Annotated in this window: 24 protein-coding genes; all 24 read right to left on the bottom strand. The window is 45.4% G+C overall.

The features are described from left to right. Nucleotides 1-166 precede the first annotated feature (166 nt). Entirely contained in the window at nt 167-571 is a 405-nt protein-coding gene (locus P9B68_RS11080) for a four helix bundle protein (RefSeq protein WP_277669063.1), read from the bottom strand. A 225-nt stretch (nt 572-796) separates the two neighbouring features. Beyond that, a complete protein-coding gene (locus tag P9B68_RS11075) occupies nt 797-1,543 on the bottom strand; it encodes a hypothetical protein (RefSeq protein WP_277669062.1) in 747 nt (248 codons plus the stop codon). A gap of 148 nt (nt 1,544-1,691) precedes the next feature. Next, on the bottom strand, nt 1,692-2,804 hold the full coding sequence (locus tag P9B68_RS11070) for a siphovirus ReqiPepy6 Gp37-like family protein (protein WP_277669060.1): 1,113 nt from the start codon (nt 2,802-2,804) through the stop codon (nt 1,692-1,694). 3 nt (nt 2,805-2,807) lie between these two features. Beyond that, nucleotides 2,808-3,683, bottom strand: a complete 876-nt coding sequence (locus tag P9B68_RS11065) for a phage tail family protein (protein ID WP_277669059.1) — start codon at nt 3,681-3,683, stop codon at nt 2,808-2,810. After that, nucleotides 3,680-6,715, bottom strand: a complete 3,036-nt coding sequence (locus P9B68_RS11060) for a phage tail protein (protein WP_277669058.1) — start codon at nt 6,713-6,715, stop codon at nt 3,680-3,682. The genes P9B68_RS11065 and P9B68_RS11060 overlap by 4 nt, the downstream gene beginning before the upstream one ends. A 188-nt stretch (nt 6,716-6,903) precedes the next feature. Then, a complete protein-coding gene (locus P9B68_RS11055) occupies nt 6,904-7,299 on the bottom strand; it encodes a hypothetical protein (protein ID WP_277669057.1) in 396 nt (131 codons plus the stop codon). A gap of 63 nt (nt 7,300-7,362) precedes the next feature. Beyond that, on the bottom strand, nt 7,363-7,923 hold the full coding sequence (locus P9B68_RS11050; protein WP_277669056.1) for a major tail protein: 561 nt from the start codon (nt 7,921-7,923) through the stop codon (nt 7,363-7,365). Between the two features lie 4 nt (nt 7,924-7,927). After that, the gene (locus P9B68_RS11045) at nt 7,928-8,266 is read right to left on the bottom strand and encodes a hypothetical protein (RefSeq protein ID WP_277669055.1); all 339 of its coding nucleotides are present in this window, start codon (nt 8,264-8,266) and stop codon (nt 7,928-7,930) included. Continuing rightward, nucleotides 8,247-8,663: a hypothetical protein gene (locus P9B68_RS11040; RefSeq protein ID WP_277669054.1), complete on the bottom strand. Its 417-nt coding sequence runs from the start codon at nt 8,661-8,663 to the stop codon at nt 8,247-8,249. The genes P9B68_RS11045 and P9B68_RS11040 overlap by 20 nt, the downstream gene beginning before the upstream one ends. Beyond that, nucleotides 8,650-8,997, bottom strand: a complete 348-nt coding sequence (locus P9B68_RS11035; RefSeq protein ID WP_277669052.1) for a phage head closure protein — start codon at nt 8,995-8,997, stop codon at nt 8,650-8,652. The genes P9B68_RS11040 and P9B68_RS11035 overlap by 14 nt, the downstream gene beginning before the upstream one ends. Next, on the bottom strand, nt 8,984-9,283 hold the full coding sequence (locus tag P9B68_RS11030; RefSeq protein ID WP_277669051.1) for a phage head-tail connector protein: 300 nt from the start codon (nt 9,281-9,283) through the stop codon (nt 8,984-8,986). Before P9B68_RS11030 ends, P9B68_RS11035 begins: the two co-directional genes overlap by 14 nt. Nucleotides 9,284-9,309: 26 nt before the next feature. Then, nucleotides 9,310-10,527 (bottom strand): phage major capsid protein, encoded by a 1,218-nt coding sequence (locus P9B68_RS11025; protein WP_277669050.1) that lies wholly within the window; start codon nt 10,525-10,527, stop codon nt 9,310-9,312. Nucleotides 10,528-10,530: 3 nt separating this feature from the next. Then, nucleotides 10,531-11,139: an HK97 family phage prohead protease gene (locus P9B68_RS11020; RefSeq protein ID WP_277669049.1), complete on the bottom strand. Its 609-nt coding sequence runs from the start codon at nt 11,137-11,139 to the stop codon at nt 10,531-10,533. Then, the gene (locus tag P9B68_RS11015; protein ID WP_277669048.1) at nt 11,054-12,226 is read right to left on the bottom strand and encodes a phage portal protein; all 1,173 of its coding nucleotides are present in this window, start codon (nt 12,224-12,226) and stop codon (nt 11,054-11,056) included. The genes P9B68_RS11020 and P9B68_RS11015 overlap by 86 nt, the downstream gene beginning before the upstream one ends. A 95-nt stretch (nt 12,227-12,321) precedes the next feature. After that, nucleotides 12,322-13,974 (bottom strand): terminase large subunit, encoded by a 1,653-nt coding sequence (locus tag P9B68_RS11010; RefSeq protein WP_277669047.1) that lies wholly within the window; start codon nt 13,972-13,974, stop codon nt 12,322-12,324. Then, nucleotides 13,974-14,327, bottom strand: coding sequence for a hypothetical protein (locus tag P9B68_RS11005; RefSeq protein ID WP_277669046.1), 354 nt, complete (start codon nt 14,325-14,327; stop codon nt 13,974-13,976). The genes P9B68_RS11010 and P9B68_RS11005 overlap by 1 nt, the downstream gene beginning before the upstream one ends. Nucleotides 14,328-14,439: 112 nt before the next feature. Then, a complete protein-coding gene (locus P9B68_RS11000) occupies nt 14,440-14,763 on the bottom strand; it encodes an HNH endonuclease (protein WP_277669045.1) in 324 nt (107 codons plus the stop codon). Nucleotides 14,764-14,920: 157 nt separating this feature from the next. After that, nucleotides 14,921-15,535 (bottom strand): hypothetical protein, encoded by a 615-nt coding sequence (locus P9B68_RS10995; protein WP_277669044.1) that lies wholly within the window; start codon nt 15,533-15,535, stop codon nt 14,921-14,923. 19 nt (nt 15,536-15,554) lie between these two features. Beyond that, nucleotides 15,555-16,499 (bottom strand): ParB/RepB/Spo0J family partition protein, encoded by a 945-nt coding sequence (locus P9B68_RS10990; RefSeq protein WP_277669043.1) that lies wholly within the window; start codon nt 16,497-16,499, stop codon nt 15,555-15,557. 32 nt (nt 16,500-16,531) lie between these two features. Beyond that, entirely contained in the window at nt 16,532-17,299 is a 768-nt protein-coding gene (locus P9B68_RS10985; RefSeq protein WP_277669042.1) for a ParA family protein, read from the bottom strand. Between the two features lie 31 nt (nt 17,300-17,330). Next, a complete protein-coding gene (locus P9B68_RS10980) occupies nt 17,331-17,729 on the bottom strand; it encodes a VRR-NUC domain-containing protein (RefSeq protein ID WP_277669041.1) in 399 nt (132 codons plus the stop codon). Then, nucleotides 17,719-18,078 carry a DUF4406 domain-containing protein gene (locus P9B68_RS10975; RefSeq protein WP_277669040.1) on the bottom strand — a complete coding sequence of 120 codons (360 nt, stop codon included), beginning with the start codon at nt 18,076-18,078 and terminating at the stop codon, nt 17,719-17,721. The genes P9B68_RS10980 and P9B68_RS10975 overlap by 11 nt, the downstream gene beginning before the upstream one ends. Further along, nucleotides 18,051-18,308: a hypothetical protein gene (locus tag P9B68_RS10970; RefSeq protein ID WP_277669039.1), complete on the bottom strand. Its 258-nt coding sequence runs from the start codon at nt 18,306-18,308 to the stop codon at nt 18,051-18,053. Before P9B68_RS10970 ends, P9B68_RS10975 begins: the two co-directional genes overlap by 28 nt. A 17-nt stretch (nt 18,309-18,325) precedes the next feature. Next, on the bottom strand, nt 18,326-18,823 hold the full coding sequence (locus tag P9B68_RS10965; protein ID WP_277669038.1) for an XF1762 family protein: 498 nt from the start codon (nt 18,821-18,823) through the stop codon (nt 18,326-18,328). Nucleotides 18,824-19,127: the final 304 nt, after the last annotated feature.

Here is a 19,127-nt window from a genome sequence, read left to right as displayed (position 1 = left end):
TGGTTTTCTGTTTTCAGCCTTTACGCTTACTCAATCGCAATTTCCATCAGAGCGGGCGAACGCCATTGTTACCGTTGTACGCGTTGTTGTTGTTCAGCGTGCCATCGGAATTGACGTTGCGCACGTTGTTGGCGTTCGACACGACAAGGCATACCCCAAACGGTTTTCATGCTCTCGCTTTATCCCGCTTTTTCCATGCGGCAATCATGGCTTTAACCTCTACGGCCAATTTTGACCAATATTCACAACTTCCGGAGGATATGAAGCCCATTTCGTGCGAAAGCTCTATGAAAAATAGAAGCTCCTTGCAATAGGTTAATGCTTTTGCTTGAAGCTTCTGCCGTTCTCTGTGATCCTCTTCGATCCTCAAATCCAATTCGTTAGCCTCAATTGCACATTGGTAAATTTCAACCGCTTTATCCTGTATCCGGTTCACCAGTGTAAAACGAAATTTCTTCGGAAACTTTGTCGTATTGCTCGTTATGGTGAAGCTGTGTTTCACAAGGTCTTTTGCCTTCACAATTACATTGAATTCGGAAGGCTCTTTCTGATCCCTGTTTGGTTTTTGCATTGATGCACCGTCCTTTCTTGATGTGTTCTATTGCCGCCACATCCACGGCGCATCCTTCAAAGTCAAAGCCCACTTCCGTAATAATCAATGTTCCCGTGTTGCCTGAATATGTTGTGCCGTAGATTGCCACACGATCCACCCCGCAATTCTCGCAGGATAAATCAAGCTCTGTGAACAGGTTGCCGATAATACACGATAATTCCGCTTTAGTGCAAGCAAAACGCTTTAACATTCTATCCTTTGAAGTGTTGCATTCCATACTCCTGTTGCTGTCACCCCTTCGAGATCGTCAAACTGTATTAAGAACGGGTTTGTATTAATGTCATTGAATATTACTGCTTCAAGTAGCCCCACCCGCTCCGTAAGGTTTGTTATAAGGTTCAGCAAATGCCCTGCTGTATCCCCGTCAAGAACGTTTTGCAGGGAAGCAAACCATGAATTGAAATCATTTTCCGCGCTGATTTTAAAGGCGTTCATGTAGGTTTGAAGGGCGTTATATTGTGCGTCGCCCTGCAATTTTAAGGAATCCAGATATGAAACAAGCTCGTTGAATTCGTCAACGCTGAAATCCTTGTAATCATCAAACCATGCTTGAAGCTGGGCGTTGAAAGCGGTCGTGTCAATTTGCGTTATTATTCCGGCGGCAACCCCGCAAAGGCTTGTATTAAGCCGCTGATCTGTTATGTTTGCCTGTGATATTGATGTAACACCAGCGTTTACAAGCACGTCGGCAAGGCATAATTCGTATGCGTCCGCATCCCTTTGTAATGCTGGTGCAGTAGGGGAAGCGGATGGCGCGGAAGATTTAACCGCAATACTTATTGTACGGTTTGTCAAATCCCAACGCACAACAATTCTATCAATCCGCTTTAATACGCCGTCTGCTGTCGCCAGCGGCACGGAAAGACTTGACGTGTTGTAATAAAAGTAACCGTTTATCCATGCTTTGCCCGTGTTTACGGTTACTGTCATTCCGTCACCTGCCACCACTTGCAGGCCGGAAGATGGAACGGGGAATATCCCGTTACCAATGAACGACGCAAAATATTCTGCCCATTCCTCGGCCTTATATATTCTGTCACCGCTCACCGAATTAAAAAAGCTTGATTTCTGCATGTTATCACCTTAACTTTCTTATTTTATCAATGAGGGCGGGCAGGCTTTCACCGAATATTATATCAATCTCTTCAATGTTTTGTTGGTACGTTTCGGCTATCTCCGTGATCCGCACATTGATTTTTATACCCCAGCGTTTATTGATACAGGTTACGCGATCCCCTAAATCATAATCTTCCTTATACTTTAAATTCCCGTGGGTGTTGATATTGCTTGAAAAGCTCAATGTTTCCGCATACTGTTCCAATTCAGACGCACCACGGGCGGCAAGTAAGGATAAATATTCTTGATCGGTAAGCGTCACTTGTACTTCGTTTTCCTCATATGATTGTTTAATGTCTGTGGCATTCACGAACACTTCGTCCCGATCCAGTCCCGCCGCCGTACTTCCGGAAATTGCAACCTTGCGGGCAACGCCTTCTATTTCTTCACCGCCCACATAAGCGGTTGTTTTATAATTTTCAATGCTGTTTGTATATTCCTGTTCTACAATATTGTCAAATTCCTGTGAAAACACACAAGGCGGGTTTTCTGTCTGATCTGCTGTCAAATCGCGGCCTTCGTAAACGCTGAAATAATGCTGTTTGGTTTTAACGTCTGTATATATTTTATATCCCAGCTTTGCCGCTTTTGCCGCTGTTTCGCAGGCCAGCAAAGCATTTATAAAAGGCTCGGAAACATAGTCTATATTCCCGCTCCCTGTATCCGGATCATTAGCAATATGGACATTCGGGATCGCCCGTTCCGGTTCGCTCGGGTTTGTGATATTTTCGGACACAATTCTATATAGAATGTTCTGTGTATTGTCCGTCGTGATTATTTGATTTCGCACAATGCGCTTTCCGATCCAGCTTGTTATAAATTTCCCCTGCACTTCTATTTCTTCAAGCCCTTGCGAATTCTTTTTTATATTCACGTACCGGATTTCGCCCGCTTCATTGTCGCCCCGCTTCATAATCAGCATTTTTTTGACAAGAAGGCGGCTGTGTTGCTCTGTGAATGGCACAAGCAACTTGAATTCGCCGCAACTCCAATAACGGCGCGTCCATATAAGGGAAGTTATTTTTTCAACAACTCCCTGCAAGGTCATTTCACTATCATAAACATATAATTCCATAAATCACACCCCCAAATAGAAGTTGTTGTGATATATGGACACTTCCAAATTTTCAAGGTTGTTATCTGCTGAATATCTGAACAGGTTATCCCCAACTTCCAATTGTAAATACGAACTATCCACATCCAAATAGCGGAATGCATCTATTATCTGCCCGCCCCGCTTTAATGTAACGCTTTTTTCGCCATACCCTGTGGATACTGTTAATATGTCGCCCGCTTCCATCGTCATATTGAGCTTTATAAATTCCTGCGTGTCCACATTCAACAAGGAAGGGTTTGTAACCTCTCCGATTGCGCGGAAATCAATGCGTATTCCTGCCTTCACGTCGCCGCCGTTATATACGTTGACAATTAATGAAGGTTGTCTATAGCCTATTTCCCAGCCTGTAGACGGTATTTGAACAGGAAATGACAGCCCGCCTACCCATGTTGCAATATCTTCCCTTATTTCGTTTTCCTCTCTCCAAAATGGATTAAGGCAAAGAAGCTGTATTGTGAAGTCTTGAAAGATTGCTTTGCGGGAAAAAACAGGCGCGTTGTCAACCTTGCAATCAATATACCGTTTGAAATCCCCGTATTCATAGATCAACTTTGCTGAATATTGCGGGTTCATAATATGGGTAAGCTTGCGGCGATATTCGCGCATCCTGTCTTTGTTCCGCTCTCTAATGCTTCCCACGATCTCAATTTCTCTGCTTTCAATACGGTTGCCTAAATAGGTATCTCCGTCCTGCCCCATGCTGTTAATGCTGTATATGGCGTTCCGGACATCCGAAAGGCCATTCACTTCGTTTGTATGATAAACGGAAGCGTGGGAAAAGGTTATGCTTTCCCCGCGCTCGTTTACATAGGTTAATTTTTCTATTTTCCCGCTCATATGCCAACCTCCCGCGCAATCATTCTGAATTGCTTTGCCGCTTCGCGTTGCTGTTTTGCATAGCTGGTTTCATTTGCGTAAATGTTTTGAACTACCTGCACGCCGCCCCGCTCGTTGCGGTTTATTCTGCCGGATGTTGAAGGCTTTTCAGGTATAGTTTCGGCTGTCTCCTTCCGGATCGACTTTTCAACGCTCTGCATTTCCTTTGCAAATCCTTCCGAAAGTCCCGCGGCCATGAATTCACCAATTCCAGCGAACACCTTTGACGGGGAAGCAATCTGCATTTCATCCCGAACGGCGGCTACGATCTGTTGCATCATAGAGCGCACTTTGCTTTCCAGCCAGCCGGACATATTTTGAAAGCCCTGCCAAATGCCGCGTACCATTTCTTCACCTGCGGCGGTAAAGTCCGAAACAAAGGAACGTAAGGCCGTTATAACCGGCTGTATTATCTGCGGAACTTTCGACGTAATTTCAGGTATTCCGTTTATCATTCCGGAGGCTATGCTTTTATCAATGTCAACGCCTTCGTTTATGAAATTCTGGTGCTGGGCGATAAATGCGGTTATTGTGGATTGAACTAATTGTGGGATAACTGCCGTTATATGAACAACGCCCGTTACCATTCCGGAAGCTATATATTTATCCATGTCCTGCCCTGTAGAATTAAGCCGCTGATTTTGCGTTGTCAATCCTGTTACAATCCGCTCCACAATGGCCGTAACCGCCTGATCCAGCTTTGAAATATTCGCTATGATCCCATCATTAACAGCGCGTACAGCCTCTTCCGCTGTAATTTTGCCAGCCCCGCCTATTGCGCCCTGCATATCTCCGGAAACTCCGTCCATCGAACCGCTAAACCCTTCACCAACGCCCAATGCCATGTTGTCGCCAATGTCTGCAAATACTGTTGACGGTGAATGAATTCCCAAGAAGTTTTTTATTCCGTCCACGACCCCGCCAAAGAAGCCCGTTATTTTATCCCAAAGCCAAGAAGCCGCGCCACTGATACCTTCCCAAATTCCTTTTAGAAGGTTAAAGCCTATTTCCACAATCTTGTACATTAGACTATCGAATGCGGATACTATGCCTTCTATGATCTGCGGAACCGCCTTCACGATTTCAATAATGATCGTAGGCAGGTTTTCAATTAAGGCGACGAATAGTTGAACGCCCGCAAGGATGATTTTATCAATGTTCCCTATGAGCGCGTCGCATATCGCTGTAATGATCTGCGGCAGGGCGTTTACAATGGTTGTGATAATCTGCGGCAATGCCTGTATAAGCGCAACCAGCAAATCAATTCCAGCCTGTATGATCTGCGGTATGCTATTTATTACTGCGGTTATAATCCCGTTTATGATCTGCGGTATAGCTTCAACAATGGCCGCTATGATCTCCGGCAATGCCTTCACCAAAGATGTTAAAAGATCAATTCCCGCCTGATATATTTGCGGAATTCCTTCAAGCACCGCATTTACAAGGCTTGTTATGATTTGCGGTATAGCCGCTACCAAAACAGGTATTGAATTGATAACCCCTTGTACTAACCCTATAATAACTTGTAATCCGGCATTAATCAGCATCGGTATATTATTGATAATTGTTTGAACTATCGCAACGATAACTTCAACAATCTTAGGTATTAACTGTGGCAATGCCTGTCCTATGCCTTTTAAAAGCCCTCCTATAATTTGCACCGCCCCATCAATAACCATAGGTAACATTTCAAGTATGCCATTACAAAGGCTTAAAATAATTTTTACTGCGGCATCTATGATCTGTGGTAAGTTTCTTATAATTCCTTCGACAAGGGATGAAATCATTTGCACGCCCATGTCAACAAATTCAGGCAATTTTTCAGAAATAAGGTTCACGACATCAGCAAGCCCATTGCCTACCACATCGGCCATTTTCGCCACATCACCGTTTGCTTCGTTTATACCCTTTGAAAAGTCACCTAAAATTTTAATGCCATCTGTTGCCAGCACATCAAGGAAAGGAAGGGCAATCATTGAAGCAGAATTTTTCAAGCCTTCTGCACTCGCTGAAAGAACTTGAAGCTTATCGTTGAATTCGCCCAAGCGTTTAAACTGATCCCCGCTCATTACCGCGCCCACGTTTTCCGCTTCGTCACCTAATTGTTTGAATGCTCCCGAACCCGCTTCTATAACCGAATTAAGCTCCTGCGCCGATTTACCGAACAATTGCATTGCCATTGCGTCACGCTCGGTTTCGTTCGGGATTTTCCCCAGCGCATCTATAGCTTCCCAATATACGTCGTTGCTGTCCCTCAATGATCCATCCGCATTTGTAACGCTTATACCCAGTTTTTTATAGGCTTCCGCTGTTGCCCCCGTGCCGCCGCGGGCGGCATCCATTGACTTAATGTTTTTTGACATGGTTTTCGTAAGTGTATCCATGTCCGCATCAATGAAACGGCAGGCATAGGCGTATTTTTGCAGGTCATCCGTGGATTGTCTTGTATATGTGGATTGTGTCATTAAATCATCTGCATAGTTAGAGGCATCAACGGTCAATTTTGTAAGCGCACCGGCCGCCGCACCCGCCGCCACGCCTAAAGCTTTAAGTGCTACGCCAAAACCTTTTGCAACTGTTCCTAATGTTGAACCCACAGCTTCCCAATTTACTTTAGACTTTTTTAATTCATCCGATATGCTGTTTAACTGTTTTTCAGTCTGTATCATTTCAGCTTTTGCGTTGTTCAAATTGGTTTGCATTTTTTGGATCGCTGGTGAAGTTTCATCAAGCCCGCCTTCCTTCATCTTGCGCAAGGCTTCTTCTGCGGCTTTAACCTTGTTGGCTTGCTCTTCAAGTTGCTTTTTTAATACTTCCTGCTTTGCCGTCAAAGCCTCTGTACTCTTTGCGTTGCCCTCAAACTCTGCCGAAACAAGCTTCATTTCCGAACCGATTTCGCGCAGGGAAGTATTAATAGATCTGCAAGCGGCTTTATATTCCTTCTCGCCTTCAAGCGCAAGTTTAGTTTTTATATTATCTTCTTTGGTTGCCATGTCTTATAACCCCCCTAACGCATAATCAATATCATCCATGCCCTCCGGCGCATCTTGCTTAAATTTATCCGGATTGAATTCCTTGTGAATTTTGAAAAGTGTAAGGATTTTATAAGGTGTCATCCTCCATACTTCACATTCCGGCCAGCGTAATAAAGTAACGCCGATATAAAGCAGGCGGGCAAGGTCTATTTTCCCTCGCCCGCCTGTGTTTTTTTTCCCTCTTCATCCTCATCATTTTCAGCTTCTTCCGGCTCGGTTTCGGGCGGCTCTTCTGATCCGCTGTTCCCGATGGAAAACGCTTTGAAAATTGCTGTTTTGACTTCAAGGAAATTACCTGTATGTATCAATTTTCCGACTTCCTTTTCCGTCAATTCCGGTTCATCTGCTCCCGCTCCCTCATTAAGCAGAAGAGTAAGAAGCCAGCGCAGATTTTTTATACTGTCTTTTCCCTGTAAAACTTCGTCCAGCTTGTCAAAGCCGCCGAATTTGTCCTGCATTTCATCAATGACATTAAGGGAAAACAGCAAATGCCGTTCTTTATCAAGGGTGATCGGCAAACGCCCGTCTTTTATTGCGCTCATAATAAATACAGGGAAGCCCCTGCGGGCCTCCCTTTACCTCCTTTCAGTTTTTCAAATCATCCATTAAGGCGTAGTGTTATTCGGCTCTCTTACGGCTGTAAACCAAGAAGCCGCCGCCGCTTCCGTAGGAAGTGCCACGTGTTCCGCTTTCCAAAGCCCATCAGGGCGTTTGATAAAGTTTCCCACGATTTCCGGCGTTGTAAATTCGATTTTGTCACCCTTTGTTTGGTAACTCTCTTTCGGGATGGCGAATTTCACCTTGTAAAGCCAGACATATTTATACATCCCGCCCGCCTTTTTTGCTCTGAAACCTATAGCAAAATAGGGCGGTTCGTCATTTTCTCCCGCATATAATACCTGATCATCGTCCTGCGTTTGTCCCAGCAGGGCGGCAAGATCGGCGGGAAGAAGATCATTGACATTCAAGGTCAATTCACCGCTTACAAACTCCTTTACCACTTCGTCTACGCCATCATCCGCATACAGGATCGCTTCTGCAACCTCAACAGACAATTCCGCAGATATTACCTTTGCCATCCTTACAGGCGTTCCATAGGTTTCTTTGCCGTCTGCGGCAATAGTAATCGGAGCGCGGTAAAGATCACGCAATCCAACAGTAGCCATATTGTCATACCTCCATATACTTGATTTCTATAGGTACATGATAGTACCCCGTTTCATTCTCAAACACTTCCGGATCAACGGTTATTCCATAGAACCCCGCTTCCTTCAATGCCTGCTTTGTGCGTCGCAACAGGGAAATATAATCGTTCTTTGAAAAAATATCAACCCTGTACGTGTATTCTGTCCCCGTGCTGTCATCGTCTGCGTAGCCTGTTTCCTGCCCTAAAACGATCTGAAAGGTTATGAAAGTATCTGCTTTTCCTTTGAAGCGCAGGCGTTCAACAGGAACGCCCAGCGTATCAAGTGCGGATTTCAATACACTATCAACGGTTATATCGTCCATTTTGCTTTTCCTCCCATACTTCCAGCATGGCCGCGCGTACTTCGTTTGCACATTTTTCATTTGCAACCGTCATCCACGGGCGGGCAGGTTCGTTCGACTTGCCATATTGAGCTATAAACCCTTTTGTTGCATTGATTACGCCTTTACGGTCATTGCCATGCGGGTAAACCTCAACATAACGTTCCGCTTCATTGCCTTTTATCTTTGTGGCCTTAACGGAATTTTTCATGTCCCGAAAGTCCACTATTTCCATGCGCTCTATTTCGTCCTGCTGGGCTTTCACCAGCACCGCCGCGCCAGCATTTAACATTTCCGGCACAGCTTCAACCGTGGCTTTTTCACGTTGAAGCAACTTCTTTTCAACCTCTTCAAAGCCAACAATATTAAACTTCGCCAACGTCTGCGCCCCCTCTCTCTGTGAGATCGGAAAGCGTTAATTCGGTTATTTCGCCTGCTGTTTTCGGATCAACGTAGGTACGCAGAATTTTATACCGTTTGCCGCCGTATTCTGCCATTGTCTGCCCTTCGTATTCCTCCGTGTAAATGTCAAACTTCAATTCCGCGGTAAAACCTGCCTGTTGTGCTTTGTAAAACTCCGAATAACCCACGGATTTTTTATTTGCAAACACGGTTTTGCGGGTTTCCGTTTCCGGATTGCTGAACCCGTTTTCATTCGTGGCTTCTGTTGGCGGTGTCAATGCGATAAGGGTAATTTCATCACACCAGCGCATTATAATCACCTGCCAAACTCAAAGAGCATTTAAGCAAATCATAGGCTTTTTGATACTTCTCGCTGTCGTCGCTGTATCCGAAATTCGCCTTTGCGTAAAGGATGATTGCCCGTTCGATAAGAGGATCGCCCGCCGTTGGCGTTTCACCTTCGGCGGGCGGTACATCTTCCGGAACATTGATCCCGACAAGGCGTAAATCAGCTTTGCAGGCGGCAATCAAATCTTCAATTTCGCCATCAAAGGCGGTTGTTTTGACGCGTAACGCGGCTTTTACCTTGTCAAGCATCTATTTCACCCCTTCCGGCCAAGCTATTAAGCCGCGGCCTTTTTCTTGATGACCACAAGCGAATTCTTGTCAACAACCTTACCGTCAACAAGCATAATCGCCTTTGTTACAAGGTCGTCGGTTTCGTTGTCCTCATACTTCTTGATCCCCATTGTGTAGTTTGTGTTCAACACATAGTCCTTGAAATTGAACAGGAAGCCGAATATTGTTCCGACTTCCAAAGTTGAAGCATAGGAAGTCACATAATCGCAAACCACAACAGGACGGCCAAGCAACGAACGTTCAGGCTTTCCGACTATGCCGTAATTCACCCTGCCGATAGGCTGTCCGGTTTCATCGGTAAGACCGTAATACTGCATGAAGGTCTTTTTGGACATGCACCATACTGCTCCGTTTTCATACGCCTGCGGTAAGGCCGCTTCTGCGGCTATAAGATCGGCATAGCTGGGCGCAACGCTGTCTATGCTCTGCCCGTCTGCGGGTGTTTCAGCAAGAATGCCCTTCGGTTTTCCTATACCGTCGCCGGATACAATGGCCTGTTCAAGTGCTTTTGTCATTGCCTCAACGACGTTGTTTATCAGCGTGCTTTCAAACGCACTCAATGCCATTGTGTCAACTTCAAGCGATACAGCAACGGCGCAACGCAGTTTGTAGTAGGTGAATGTGACGCTTCCGGTTGTTTTCTTCTGCTTGTCGCTTGTTGTTCCCTCTGTAACCCATGTTGCAGTAGGCTTCACGGATGAATTTGGGATAGCAAGCCCGCCTTTGTACGCGGTACGTGTAACAAGCGTAAGGATCATTCCCGTTGCTTCCAGCTTATCAATGATTGTATTAAGTGTGGTTGTAGGAATAACCGCTCCTACGTCGGTTGTGGCCGTGATCGCGTCGGCTCTGAATTCTGCCGGAATAGGCGTTCCGCGCAGGGCATAAGCCATAAATGCACGCCTATATTCCATAGTGCCATATTTGTCACCCTCTACCGCTCCGCGCTGATCTGCGGCAGGTGCGGCGGGTGACGGGGAAGGGAATGTGCGAACAACTGTGCCTTCTCTGCCTTCCGCAATTGAAGTAAGGATATTGTTGCGCTGTTCTGCCGCCTGCTTTAAAGCTTCCCTTTCGGATTTAAGATCGTTTACCTCTTTTGTGAATGCGTCAAGCTGTTCTTTTGTAAGCTCCGCGCCGCGGGTTTCGATTTCCTTTGCGATAGCCGCAAGGCGCGCTTCGATTTCCTGTAATCTGTTCATTTCTCATACCTCCAATTTTAATTTGAGTAATAATAATTTTGCTTGCCGCGCTAACGCCTCCCGTTTCTCTGCTTCGATCACTCCGTCAAAGTAGGAACGCGCGGATATTTCGGTATCGGCGTTCGCCGGATAACTCACCGCCGAAACGTCGTAAACCTTTGAAATCTTTAAGATCGTTCGCGTGCGTGTTTCCCTGTCGTATGCGTCCTCGGATACTCGGAACGCCCACGACATTTTCGTAATAAGCCCGTTCGAAATTTCTTCGTATAGCTCTTTCGCCGCGCTCGACTTGCTTAAATCCGCGAACGTAAAAAGCCCCTTGTCGGTTATTTCTACGCCCAGCGTTTTATTTGAAAGTCGGGCAAGCACCTTTCCTTCGTGGTTATATTGCATGATAATGTCGGACATGTCCGCGCCTGCCAGCGCGTTACGGTCGATCCGCTCGTAATATTTGTTGTTGTCATACTCATACAACAAATAGGGCTTGTCAAACGTAGTCGCGTAGCCCTCGACGTAATAATCGCTTTCAATTCTCTTTTCCGTTGTCCCCGTCGGGATCATCAACGGCTGGAGCATTTGACGGTATTCCCGTTCCTTTACCATCATTGGCATTTGGCACAACCTCCTTTCCTAATTCGCTAACCTCCGCGTACTCTTTGCGTATATAGAACTTGTCGCCGCCTTCTACATTCGGCATATTCCAGATATCCATTACGCCGTTACGCGTCAGCAACCCGCGGTCGAATAATTGCGTGCTGATATTCAATTTCGTGGCGTTGCTTGCGTATTGAAGCCTGTTCGCCGTAAAGGTAATGGCATTTCCGAATGCGATTTCCCGCGGCGTAAAGGTCATATTTGACATAACCAAAGAAAGCTGTATAGCAAAAGGTTCAATCTTGCCTTCATAATAGGCGTTCCATTCATCTTCGTTGTACTTGTTTTGAAGAATATTTGCATTGGTGCCGAAATAATGGAACACGTTTTCATTGATCTGTTGCATTTGCAAGGCGTTCACCGTGAAAGGCTTGCTGTCAACCTGCTTCAAGTCCGAAAACTTATTGTCATATATAATCATTCCGGATTGGTTGTCGGCTGAAAGGTTATCTTCTGTGAAGCGTTGACGCTCTTTTTTAATATCTTCGGGGCTTATCATATTGGCAATCTTCGCAAGGAAGCGAATTGAAGCAGAATTTTTAACACCGTTTATGATCCCTTGATTTTGTGTATGGATCAATTGCATTGTAGGCTTTAATGCGGCGTTGCTTTCCCCGAAAAAATCATCTGCATATTGAAATTGCGTCAATATCCCTACGCGCTCAAACTCTATTGCCGCCCGCTGTCCATTTGAAAACGTATAGCGCAGATAAGGCGCGCCCTTGACTTCAAGCACTTCACAATTTTGCGGAAGCAGGGGATAATACCCTATGATCCCGCCGTTGTCATCCTCCAAAGGTATAATAAAAGCCGTGTTGTTCACGGAAAGAATGGTTGCAATCCTGTATAAAAATTTTGTTGTGTCCATAAAAGGGTTTGGCCTGAACTGCAACACTTTTTCAAGGTTTCTGTATGCGCTTCCGCTCATTTCAGGCTTTAATTTACTGCAAAAATTTGCAAATGAATGTATAGCCGCCCGTGTTAGCTCCATTTCGTAAAGGCTTTCCGGCGCGTTTGTAAACACGGGCGTATAGCCATTAAGCATTTTAAAGTATCCATCCGGAACAAAATTGCTTTTCGGCCTCCGGAATATAGTTTCAAAAACTCCCATTTTGTTTTTCACCCCCGTATTTTCAAGTATTACGCCGCATTTTTAAGCATCACGCCAATTTCGTTATAGTATTTCTGCCGTACGGTCATTGCGTCAATCACCGACACAAAACCATCTATGCGCGCCCGCTGTTCGATCTTTACAGGCCGGAATTTCCGTGTTTCCATGTTGTGCTTTAAGGCTACATTGAGAAAATGAGCTTTAAGCAAATTGTTGTCGGCAATATAGAAATTACCGTCCTTTAAAATGCCTTCAAACTCACGGATTACAGGTGCAAGGTTTTCACCCTGCCATACATCATCGGTATGGAAGCCATATGCCTTCAAATCGTCAATGAGATATTGCGCGCTGTATCGGTCATACCCGATCTTCAAAACATAAATGCAATACTTTTCTTTGAGCATTACAAACCAATCGTAAACATCTTTGTAATTTACGTGGTTTTCTCCGGATAATTTCACAATGCCCTTCTTGATGAATATGTCATACGGTACACCATCCACCGCCTGCGCTGTTTCTACACGGTTTGCAGGCATGAAAAATTGTGTGAAGGCATATAACTTGCCTGCCCGCTCTATAATAACCGTCGCCGCGGTAAGGTCTGTTGTCTGTGAAAGGTCAATGCCTCCCACCGCATAGCTGTTCTTGAAATCTTCAAGTTTCACTTCTGCTTCCGCATCAGCAACAACCTTGTAATCCAACCAGGCAATAGAACTGTTTTGCTTGATGTTGCAATATTTTGTAAGGAATTCGGCCTTTTTACTCAATGAATTTTCCGCAATTGCTATTTCCTCTTTGAAGAAATCAGGGAAAACAGAAACGCCCATATTCGGGTTAGCTTTTTTCAATTCCTCAATGTCGTTCCATTTTTCCACGTCGTCAATCATGTACAGGAATGGCAATAATCGGCGTTCCTTACTGTTGCCCTTTAGGAATGCTGTTGAACGCTTCATCAATTCATCGTATATGCCGTCATTCTCATAGCCTGCCGTGCTGATCGAAAGGATCAACGGTTGCCGCCTTGCGCCTAACGCGGATTTCATAACCTCATATTGCTTCAAACCAGCGTCGCCGCGCCAGCTTGCAACCTCATCATTTACAACCAAATGCGGGTTAAAGCCGTCTGATTTCTTTGCATTGAAGGCCAGAGGCTTAATAACCGTATTGCTTTCCTCGATGTAAATATCGGAACGCCTTTTCCGCGATAGATCGCTTAATTCAGGTTCTTTTTTTATCATCTGGAAAAAATTATCGTAAACTATATTTGCCTGTTCCAGCTTCGGGGCAAGGCAATATATCTTTGCGCCGTATTCGCCGTCAAGGTAAGCCATGTATGCAATAACAGCAGAGGCGAAAAGGGTTTTTCCGTTTTTGCGGCCAATGACAATAAAGACTTCACGGAACACCCGCAGGCCGTCCGCATCCACTATTCCGAAAATTACCGAAACACAAGCCTTTTGCCATAATTCAAGCTTCAACAAATCTTCGCGGCCTTCACAATGATGGCAGAAGTTTTCTATGAACTTGATTGCCTTGTTTGCCTTCTTCGCATTAAAAAAGAATTCACCTTTTTGCAGGCCGTTCACTATGATTTCATAGATCAGCAATACCCATTTACCGACAGTTATTTCACCGCTCCTGATTTTGGAATAATATTCGTATATGTAATTTGCGAATGGCATTATTCATCCCTCAATGCCTGCAACTTGCTATCCTTTTTCTTTTCGGGCGGTACTAACTCGGTAAGTTGTTTGATGATTGAAGCATGATTTTTCGTCATGGCGATATGCGTTTTTACCGCCTCACTCTGCTTCGTGCCGCGCTGGTTCTCTCCGTTCTGATATTCAACCGTATAGCCTTCTGCGTTTATAATCTCCTGCAACTCTTCCAGCGACACGGCCATGAAAGCGGCGTTTCTTATAAGGCTTTCCACAGTCTGTAATTTATTTTTGTCCAAGTCTTTGAAAACCCGCTTTAGTCTGGTAATCTCGCGCTTAATCTTCTGATCTTTTGTCAACTCTTTTTTTGTCGCCATAAAAAACGCCTCCTTTCACTACACCCCCACCCCCCCCACACATGTACACCCGTCATGCGCGCGCCTGCGGAGTAAAATTAACCGCCCCTGCTCGGTGTTCCTACCCCCAAATTTAATTTTTTGAATGGGGGGGATAGGGCTTTTCGATAATGTTTCCTTCTTCGTCGAACCTGTAGCAAATTTTTCTTGCGGTGCGGTGATGTTCTTTGTTGTGGCAATCTTGACACAAGGCTTCAAGGTTATCCCATGAAAGAGAAATACGCGGATCGTTGATATTGTCCCGAGTTAAATAAATCTTATGGTGTGCTATCTTTGCAACAACCGGATTATGCGGCGTTGAACATCGTTCGCATATATAACCCTTGCTTTGCAAAAAGGTATCACGACACGCCCGCCATTCGTCGCTATTATAAAACTGTTCAGCCCACGGCTTCATTCTCCTTTCCCCCGCTTCCGGCAAAAGAAAAAGCCCCAGCAGGATAAGCCGCCAGAGCTTTATAAATGCTTTATTTTATTTGACATTAAATCATCGTAACAAGTATAACTTATTAGAACGGTACATTCAAGGGCGTTAAACGGGCGCGAAACGGGCATTATTCCTCTTGCTTTTTTCGGTATGTCCCTACACCTACCGCCGCAGGTTTACCAAACAGGCAAACCGCCATATCATTTACAATCTTGTTACGCCACCTGCGCGCGCTCTTCGCATCCCGTATAAGCCCCATTTCTGATAGCTCGCTTGCTATATCCTCCCATGTATATTGAGGCGCGCCCGCTTCCCTCTGATTGCCCTTTGCATCCTCCCCGAAATAGTACATCCGGATAACGTGGAATTCCTTGCGGTCTTTGAATAACTGTACAACCCGATCCACTTCATCAAATCGCGCCTTTGTGCGCTGGTATAATATAGCCCTTTGTTTCTCCATTTCTTCCAGAACTTCATCACGGGTTTTGCGTTCGCCGCCCGCAGAAGGGGAAAACACTACAATGCTTTTGCTTCTCTCTTTTAGCTCAACCTTTGTGTATTCCTCTTCATCTGCAACCAACGTTTCCAGCTTTTTATAGTTATAAAGCAGGCTTTCCATTGCGCGGAAGTAATTTATTTGCCCCCCTGCATTTTCTATGTAAGCCATAGAAGCCGTTACCCGTGCAACCTCGTTTATCAACTCTTTTATTTCCTCTGTGATAAATTCCTTTTTCCTTTGCATATTTGCACCCCCATATTTTTTATACCTTCCCTTCAAGCAAGGAAGCGGCATCCATGCAGACACCGTAAATATCAAAACTTGAACCGTCATTCCCACTTTCAATATCATGCGCTATTGCCCGCAGTAACCGGATTGTTTCAATGCGATCTATTTTCTGCTTCGGCTGCTTTGCTCCTTCTGCATCCTGTCGCGGCTGTTCTGCGGAAGTTTTAGGAGGTTTTGAAGAAGGAGGCGGCGCGCTGGTCTTTACTGTGTTATTTTGTACCCTCTTTTTTACATCCTTCACGGCCTCCGCTCCCGCCGCCTTGTATTCCTCCATTGCCGTGGCTTGTTTTTCCTTTGGTAAGGTTGAAAGCTCATATGCTGTTGTAATCCCGATATTCCCGCCCTTGAATTCTTCTGTGAATTCCGGCGAAAGATTTTTATTTATGCTTTCCATGCGCCACATTTGTGCAGGCGACACATTAAGTATATCGGCCACAATTTCCCGCATACGGCCTTTGAATTTATACCCGTTTGCTTTAAGCTCCTGCAAAAGCTCCTTGATCCGGCCTGCTTGATATGTCTTTTCATAATCCGTCAATTCTCTTGATGTGGCATTCGCATAAATCAACTTCAATTCCGTAAAGGCTTTATCCTCATTTCCTTCCACCTTGCAAGGCACGGTTGAAAATTTTTCATTGCCGCCTTCATAAAGCATTTTGCAGGCTCGGAAGCGGCGTTCACCGCTCACAAGCTCATAAAAGCCTTCTGCATTCGGTTCTTTAACAACAAGGTTGTGAAGCAACCCCATTGTTTCAATACTTGCCGCCAATTCCTCAATGTCTCGAATGCCATATTTATTATTTTCGGCTGGTATGATCTTCCCGATTGGTATATGTCGGATTTCAAATTCTGATTGCACCCGCTCCGGTGCTTTTCTTGATTGGCTGTTTAAAAGATCGTTCATACTGAATTTTGCCATTGTTCCCGCTCCTTTCATTGTGCTATTTCCGGTCACGATTTCGCGCCGTTCAAATACTCTTCAACCAATGCGGCATAATCCTTTGCCGCCGTGCAGTTTCTGGAATATGCCTGCAATGGCTTTCCGGCAAACGTTGTTTCGTCCACCTTAACGGTTTTATGGATAACCGTTTTGAATAACGGTAAGCCCATGCAGGAATTCAAATACTGCTCGCCCTGTAGATTGACATTGTTACGTTGGTACATTGTGATAAAGCAACCAGCTATTTTTATGCGCTCGTTAAATTCGCGGGTTTCTTCGATCTGCTCCCGTAACTGTTCCAGCCCGTCAAATGCGAATTTGTCAATTTTAATCGGGATCAGAACATCGTCACAGGCTACAAGCCCATTTATAACGCTCATATTCAAATCAGGCGCGTTGTCTATAACCACGTAATCATAGTCACCCGCTACAGCGCGCAGGGCTTTTGAAAGGCGTGTTTGCTGTGGCCGTGAAACGTCAAGCAAAATTTCCTTGTTTGCCCGCAGAAGGTACATGTTTGCGGGCAGAACATCCAGCCCCTTATATTCTGTATGCTGTACCGCCTGGGCTATTGTAAAATCCTTGACGGTTAAAACATCTGCAAGGCTGGGCGCATCGTAACTATGTACGTTGAAAAATTTACTTGTATTCCCTTGCTTGTCATTGTCCACCAGTAGAACGTTTTTGCCATGAATAACCGCCAGCGCATAAGCAATATTTATTGCGCTGATAGTTTTTGCAACCCCGCCTTTTAGGTTGATGATTGAAATAGTTTTCATTTTCGGTTTCCCTCCTGTTCAAATTAAGAATTTATTTTACGGCGTGCGCCGCTTCCAGATAATCAGTTATCGTCTTTGCCGCCACTTCCCAGCCTTTGCATAGGGCGACGCAATAACCTTGCTTTGTTAGCTCTTCAATCCACAAAATTTGATCTTCGCTTGTCCTGCTACCCCGTAGGCGTTTAAGCTCAATATACAGGCCGTGGAATTCTCCACGTGGTACAGGCAAACATAAGTCCGGTACGCCAGCTTTCACACCCTCCGCTTTGAAGCGTCCCGCTTCGGCTTTATTCCTGCTTCCACCGTTTGGAACATGGTACAATAGCTTCAATTCCGGATATTTCCCGCTTTGATATGCCGCCCATCGGAATAAGCATTGTTGTTCAACGCTTTCCGTTGGAACATAGGGTGCCGTTGTTTTATTCTGCAATTTTCATCACCGCCGCTTCTTCTGCCTTTGGTTGTGCGGTCTGCCATTCTGCCAGCCATTCCTCAAAGAAGAATATTTCTTTGTTGTATGCCGCCGCACGTCCGTATTCATACATTGCACCCTTACTTTCCCGCCAGTCCGGAAGAAAGCAGGCCGCTTCGCATTCGTCAAGCATGGCCGTTGTCATTCTCATATATGCTTCATAGGTGAAGCCGTCCGGAAGAATAGCAGGGGAAAGCACGTTAAAGCCTGCCGCCTTCAATGCTTTTTCTGCTTCGTAAAATTTACAGCGGTAAAGCGGATCGCCTGTAATTTTCCCAGCTAAATAGACTCTTTTCTTTTCCTGCATTGGTTTTTCTCCTTTCGGTTTTTTATTGATTTCCACGCATCCCGCTCGGACGCAAATAAATCCTTGTTTGATAACCCATCGTAGACCTCTGAATATTCTTCGCTGATCTGCCAGCGTACCGCATATTTGCCTTCGGCCTCTTCGGTGATAATAACAGGAGCGGGGCAGATGGTTTCCCATATATCAATTACAATCCAGCACGCCGCCCCAATCTGCGGATTTTTAATCATCTTTCAATCGTTCCTTTCTACGGGCTTCGTGTCCATCGAATTTTTAAGCTTAAATCTCTATTTGTGCGGTTTTCTCTGTTTTCCCAGCTACCACCCTTTGAACCGCCCAACATATACCAATTATCAGCCTTATAAATTATTCCTTCGTGTCCCGCTCCTGTTGAGGAATAAGCAATAAGTCCTTTGATTTTGTTGTAATATTTCCGGATATGCTTGCGCGCCATACCTAAACATTGACTTTCCACAAATGGCGGCGTTTCGTCAATGAAGCACATTCGCGTTAACTCTAAAATTGCATCGCTATCTATTTTCCGGCTTGTTGGCCGTCCCCACATCATGCACCCTATAACACGCTGTGTTTGATCTTTAAAGCACATCCGGATTATTGCGCCTGCGGGTGTAGAGTGTAAATAATGATTTTTGCATATCCATTCATCAACAGAGGTATCATGTTCGATATACAGTTTAATGCCTTTGCGCTCTGCATCAGAAAATAGGCAGTATTGTTCAATCATTTACAGTCAACCCCTCTCCTTGAAGCAATCAAAAAGTGTTTGTTGTTCATAACCGCCTGAATACTTTTGCGAATGGTTTTCATCTGTTGGATCGGCGGTTTCGTTTGGAGCTTCATTCCCCCAGCAATCCCAGCCCTCGGCGGCCTGTCTTGCGAAAAGCTCAATACGTGTAGCGCGCCGCGGGGGGGGGGGGGGGGGGGGGGGGGGCGGGGGGGGGGGGGTGGGGTTTTGTGTGGGGGGGGGGGGGGGCGGGGGGGGCGGGGGGTGGGGGGGGGGTCGGGGGCCCCCGCCCCCCCCCCCCCCC

The organism is Caproiciproducens galactitolivorans, assembly GCF_029266045.1.
Taxonomy (GTDB): Bacteria; Bacillota; Clostridia; order Oscillospirales; family Acutalibacteraceae; genus Caproiciproducens; species Caproiciproducens galactitolivorans.
The sequence above is the reverse complement of the archived record's forward strand: the minus strand, read 5'-3'. Positions and strand labels throughout refer to the sequence as shown.

What these genes read in the sequence shown, in the direction of transcription:
- P9B68_RS10975 (WP_277669040.1), bottom strand. Translation starts at nt 18,078, where the DNA reads ATGCAGGAAAAGAAAAGAGTCTATTTAGCTGGGAAAATTACAGGCGAT.
- P9B68_RS10990 (WP_277669043.1), bottom strand. Translation starts at nt 16,499, where the DNA reads ATGGCAAAATTCAGTATGAACGATCTTTTAAACAGCCAATCAAGAAAA.
- P9B68_RS10965 (WP_277669038.1), bottom strand. Translation starts at nt 18,823, where the DNA reads ATGATTGAACAATACTGCCTATTTTCTGATGCAGAGCGCAAAGGCATT.
- P9B68_RS10970 (WP_277669039.1), bottom strand. Translation starts at nt 18,308, where the DNA reads ATGATTAAAAATCCGCAGATTGGGGCGGCGTGCTGGATTGTAATTGAT.
- P9B68_RS11070 (WP_277669060.1), bottom strand. Translation starts at nt 2,804, where the DNA reads ATGGAATTATATGTTTATGATAGTGAAATGACCTTGCAGGGAGTTGTT.
- P9B68_RS11010 (WP_277669047.1), bottom strand. Translation starts at nt 13,974, where the DNA reads ATGCCATTCGCAAATTACATATACGAATATTATTCCAAAATCAGGAGC.
- P9B68_RS11045 (WP_277669055.1), bottom strand. Translation starts at nt 8,266, where the DNA reads ATGGACGATATAACCGTTGATAGTGTATTGAAATCCGCACTTGATACG.
- P9B68_RS11080 (WP_277669063.1), bottom strand. Translation starts at nt 571, where the DNA reads ATGCAAAAACCAAACAGGGATCAGAAAGAGCCTTCCGAATTCAATGTA.
- P9B68_RS11020 (WP_277669049.1), bottom strand. Translation starts at nt 11,139, where the DNA reads ATGCCAATGATGGTAAAGGAACGGGAATACCGTCAAATGCTCCAGCCG.
- P9B68_RS11005 (WP_277669046.1), bottom strand. Translation starts at nt 14,327, where the DNA reads ATGGCGACAAAAAAAGAGTTGACAAAAGATCAGAAGATTAAGCGCGAG.
- P9B68_RS11075 (WP_277669062.1), bottom strand. Translation starts at nt 1,543, where the DNA reads ATGACAGTAACCGTAAACACGGGCAAAGCATGGATAAACGGTTACTTT.
- P9B68_RS11065 (WP_277669059.1), bottom strand. Translation starts at nt 3,683, where the DNA reads ATGAGCGGGAAAATAGAAAAATTAACCTATGTAAACGAGCGCGGGGAA.
- P9B68_RS11050 (WP_277669056.1), bottom strand. Translation starts at nt 7,923, where the DNA reads ATGGCTACTGTTGGATTGCGTGATCTTTACCGCGCTCCGATTACTATT.
- P9B68_RS10985 (WP_277669042.1), bottom strand. Translation starts at nt 17,299, where the DNA reads ATGAAAACTATTTCAATCATCAACCTAAAAGGCGGGGTTGCAAAAACT.
- P9B68_RS11055 (WP_277669057.1), bottom strand. Translation starts at nt 7,299, where the DNA reads ATGAGCGCAATAAAAGACGGGCGTTTGCCGATCACCCTTGATAAAGAA.
- P9B68_RS11060 (WP_277669058.1), bottom strand. Translation starts at nt 6,715, where the DNA reads ATGGCAACCAAAGAAGATAATATAAAAACTAAACTTGCGCTTGAAGGC.
- P9B68_RS11000 (WP_277669045.1), bottom strand. Translation starts at nt 14,763, where the DNA reads ATGAAGCCGTGGGCTGAACAGTTTTATAATAGCGACGAATGGCGGGCG.
- P9B68_RS11015 (WP_277669048.1), bottom strand. Translation starts at nt 12,226, where the DNA reads ATGCTTAATGGCTATACGCCCGTGTTTACAAACGCGCCGGAAAGCCTT.
- P9B68_RS11025 (WP_277669050.1), bottom strand. Translation starts at nt 10,527, where the DNA reads ATGAACAGATTACAGGAAATCGAAGCGCGCCTTGCGGCTATCGCAAAG.
- P9B68_RS11030 (WP_277669051.1), bottom strand. Translation starts at nt 9,283, where the DNA reads ATGCTTGACAAGGTAAAAGCCGCGTTACGCGTCAAAACAACCGCCTTT.
- P9B68_RS11035 (WP_277669052.1), bottom strand. Translation starts at nt 8,997, where the DNA reads ATGCGCTGGTGTGATGAAATTACCCTTATCGCATTGACACCGCCAACA.
- P9B68_RS10995 (WP_277669044.1), bottom strand. Translation starts at nt 15,535, where the DNA reads ATGCAAAGGAAAAAGGAATTTATCACAGAGGAAATAAAAGAGTTGATA.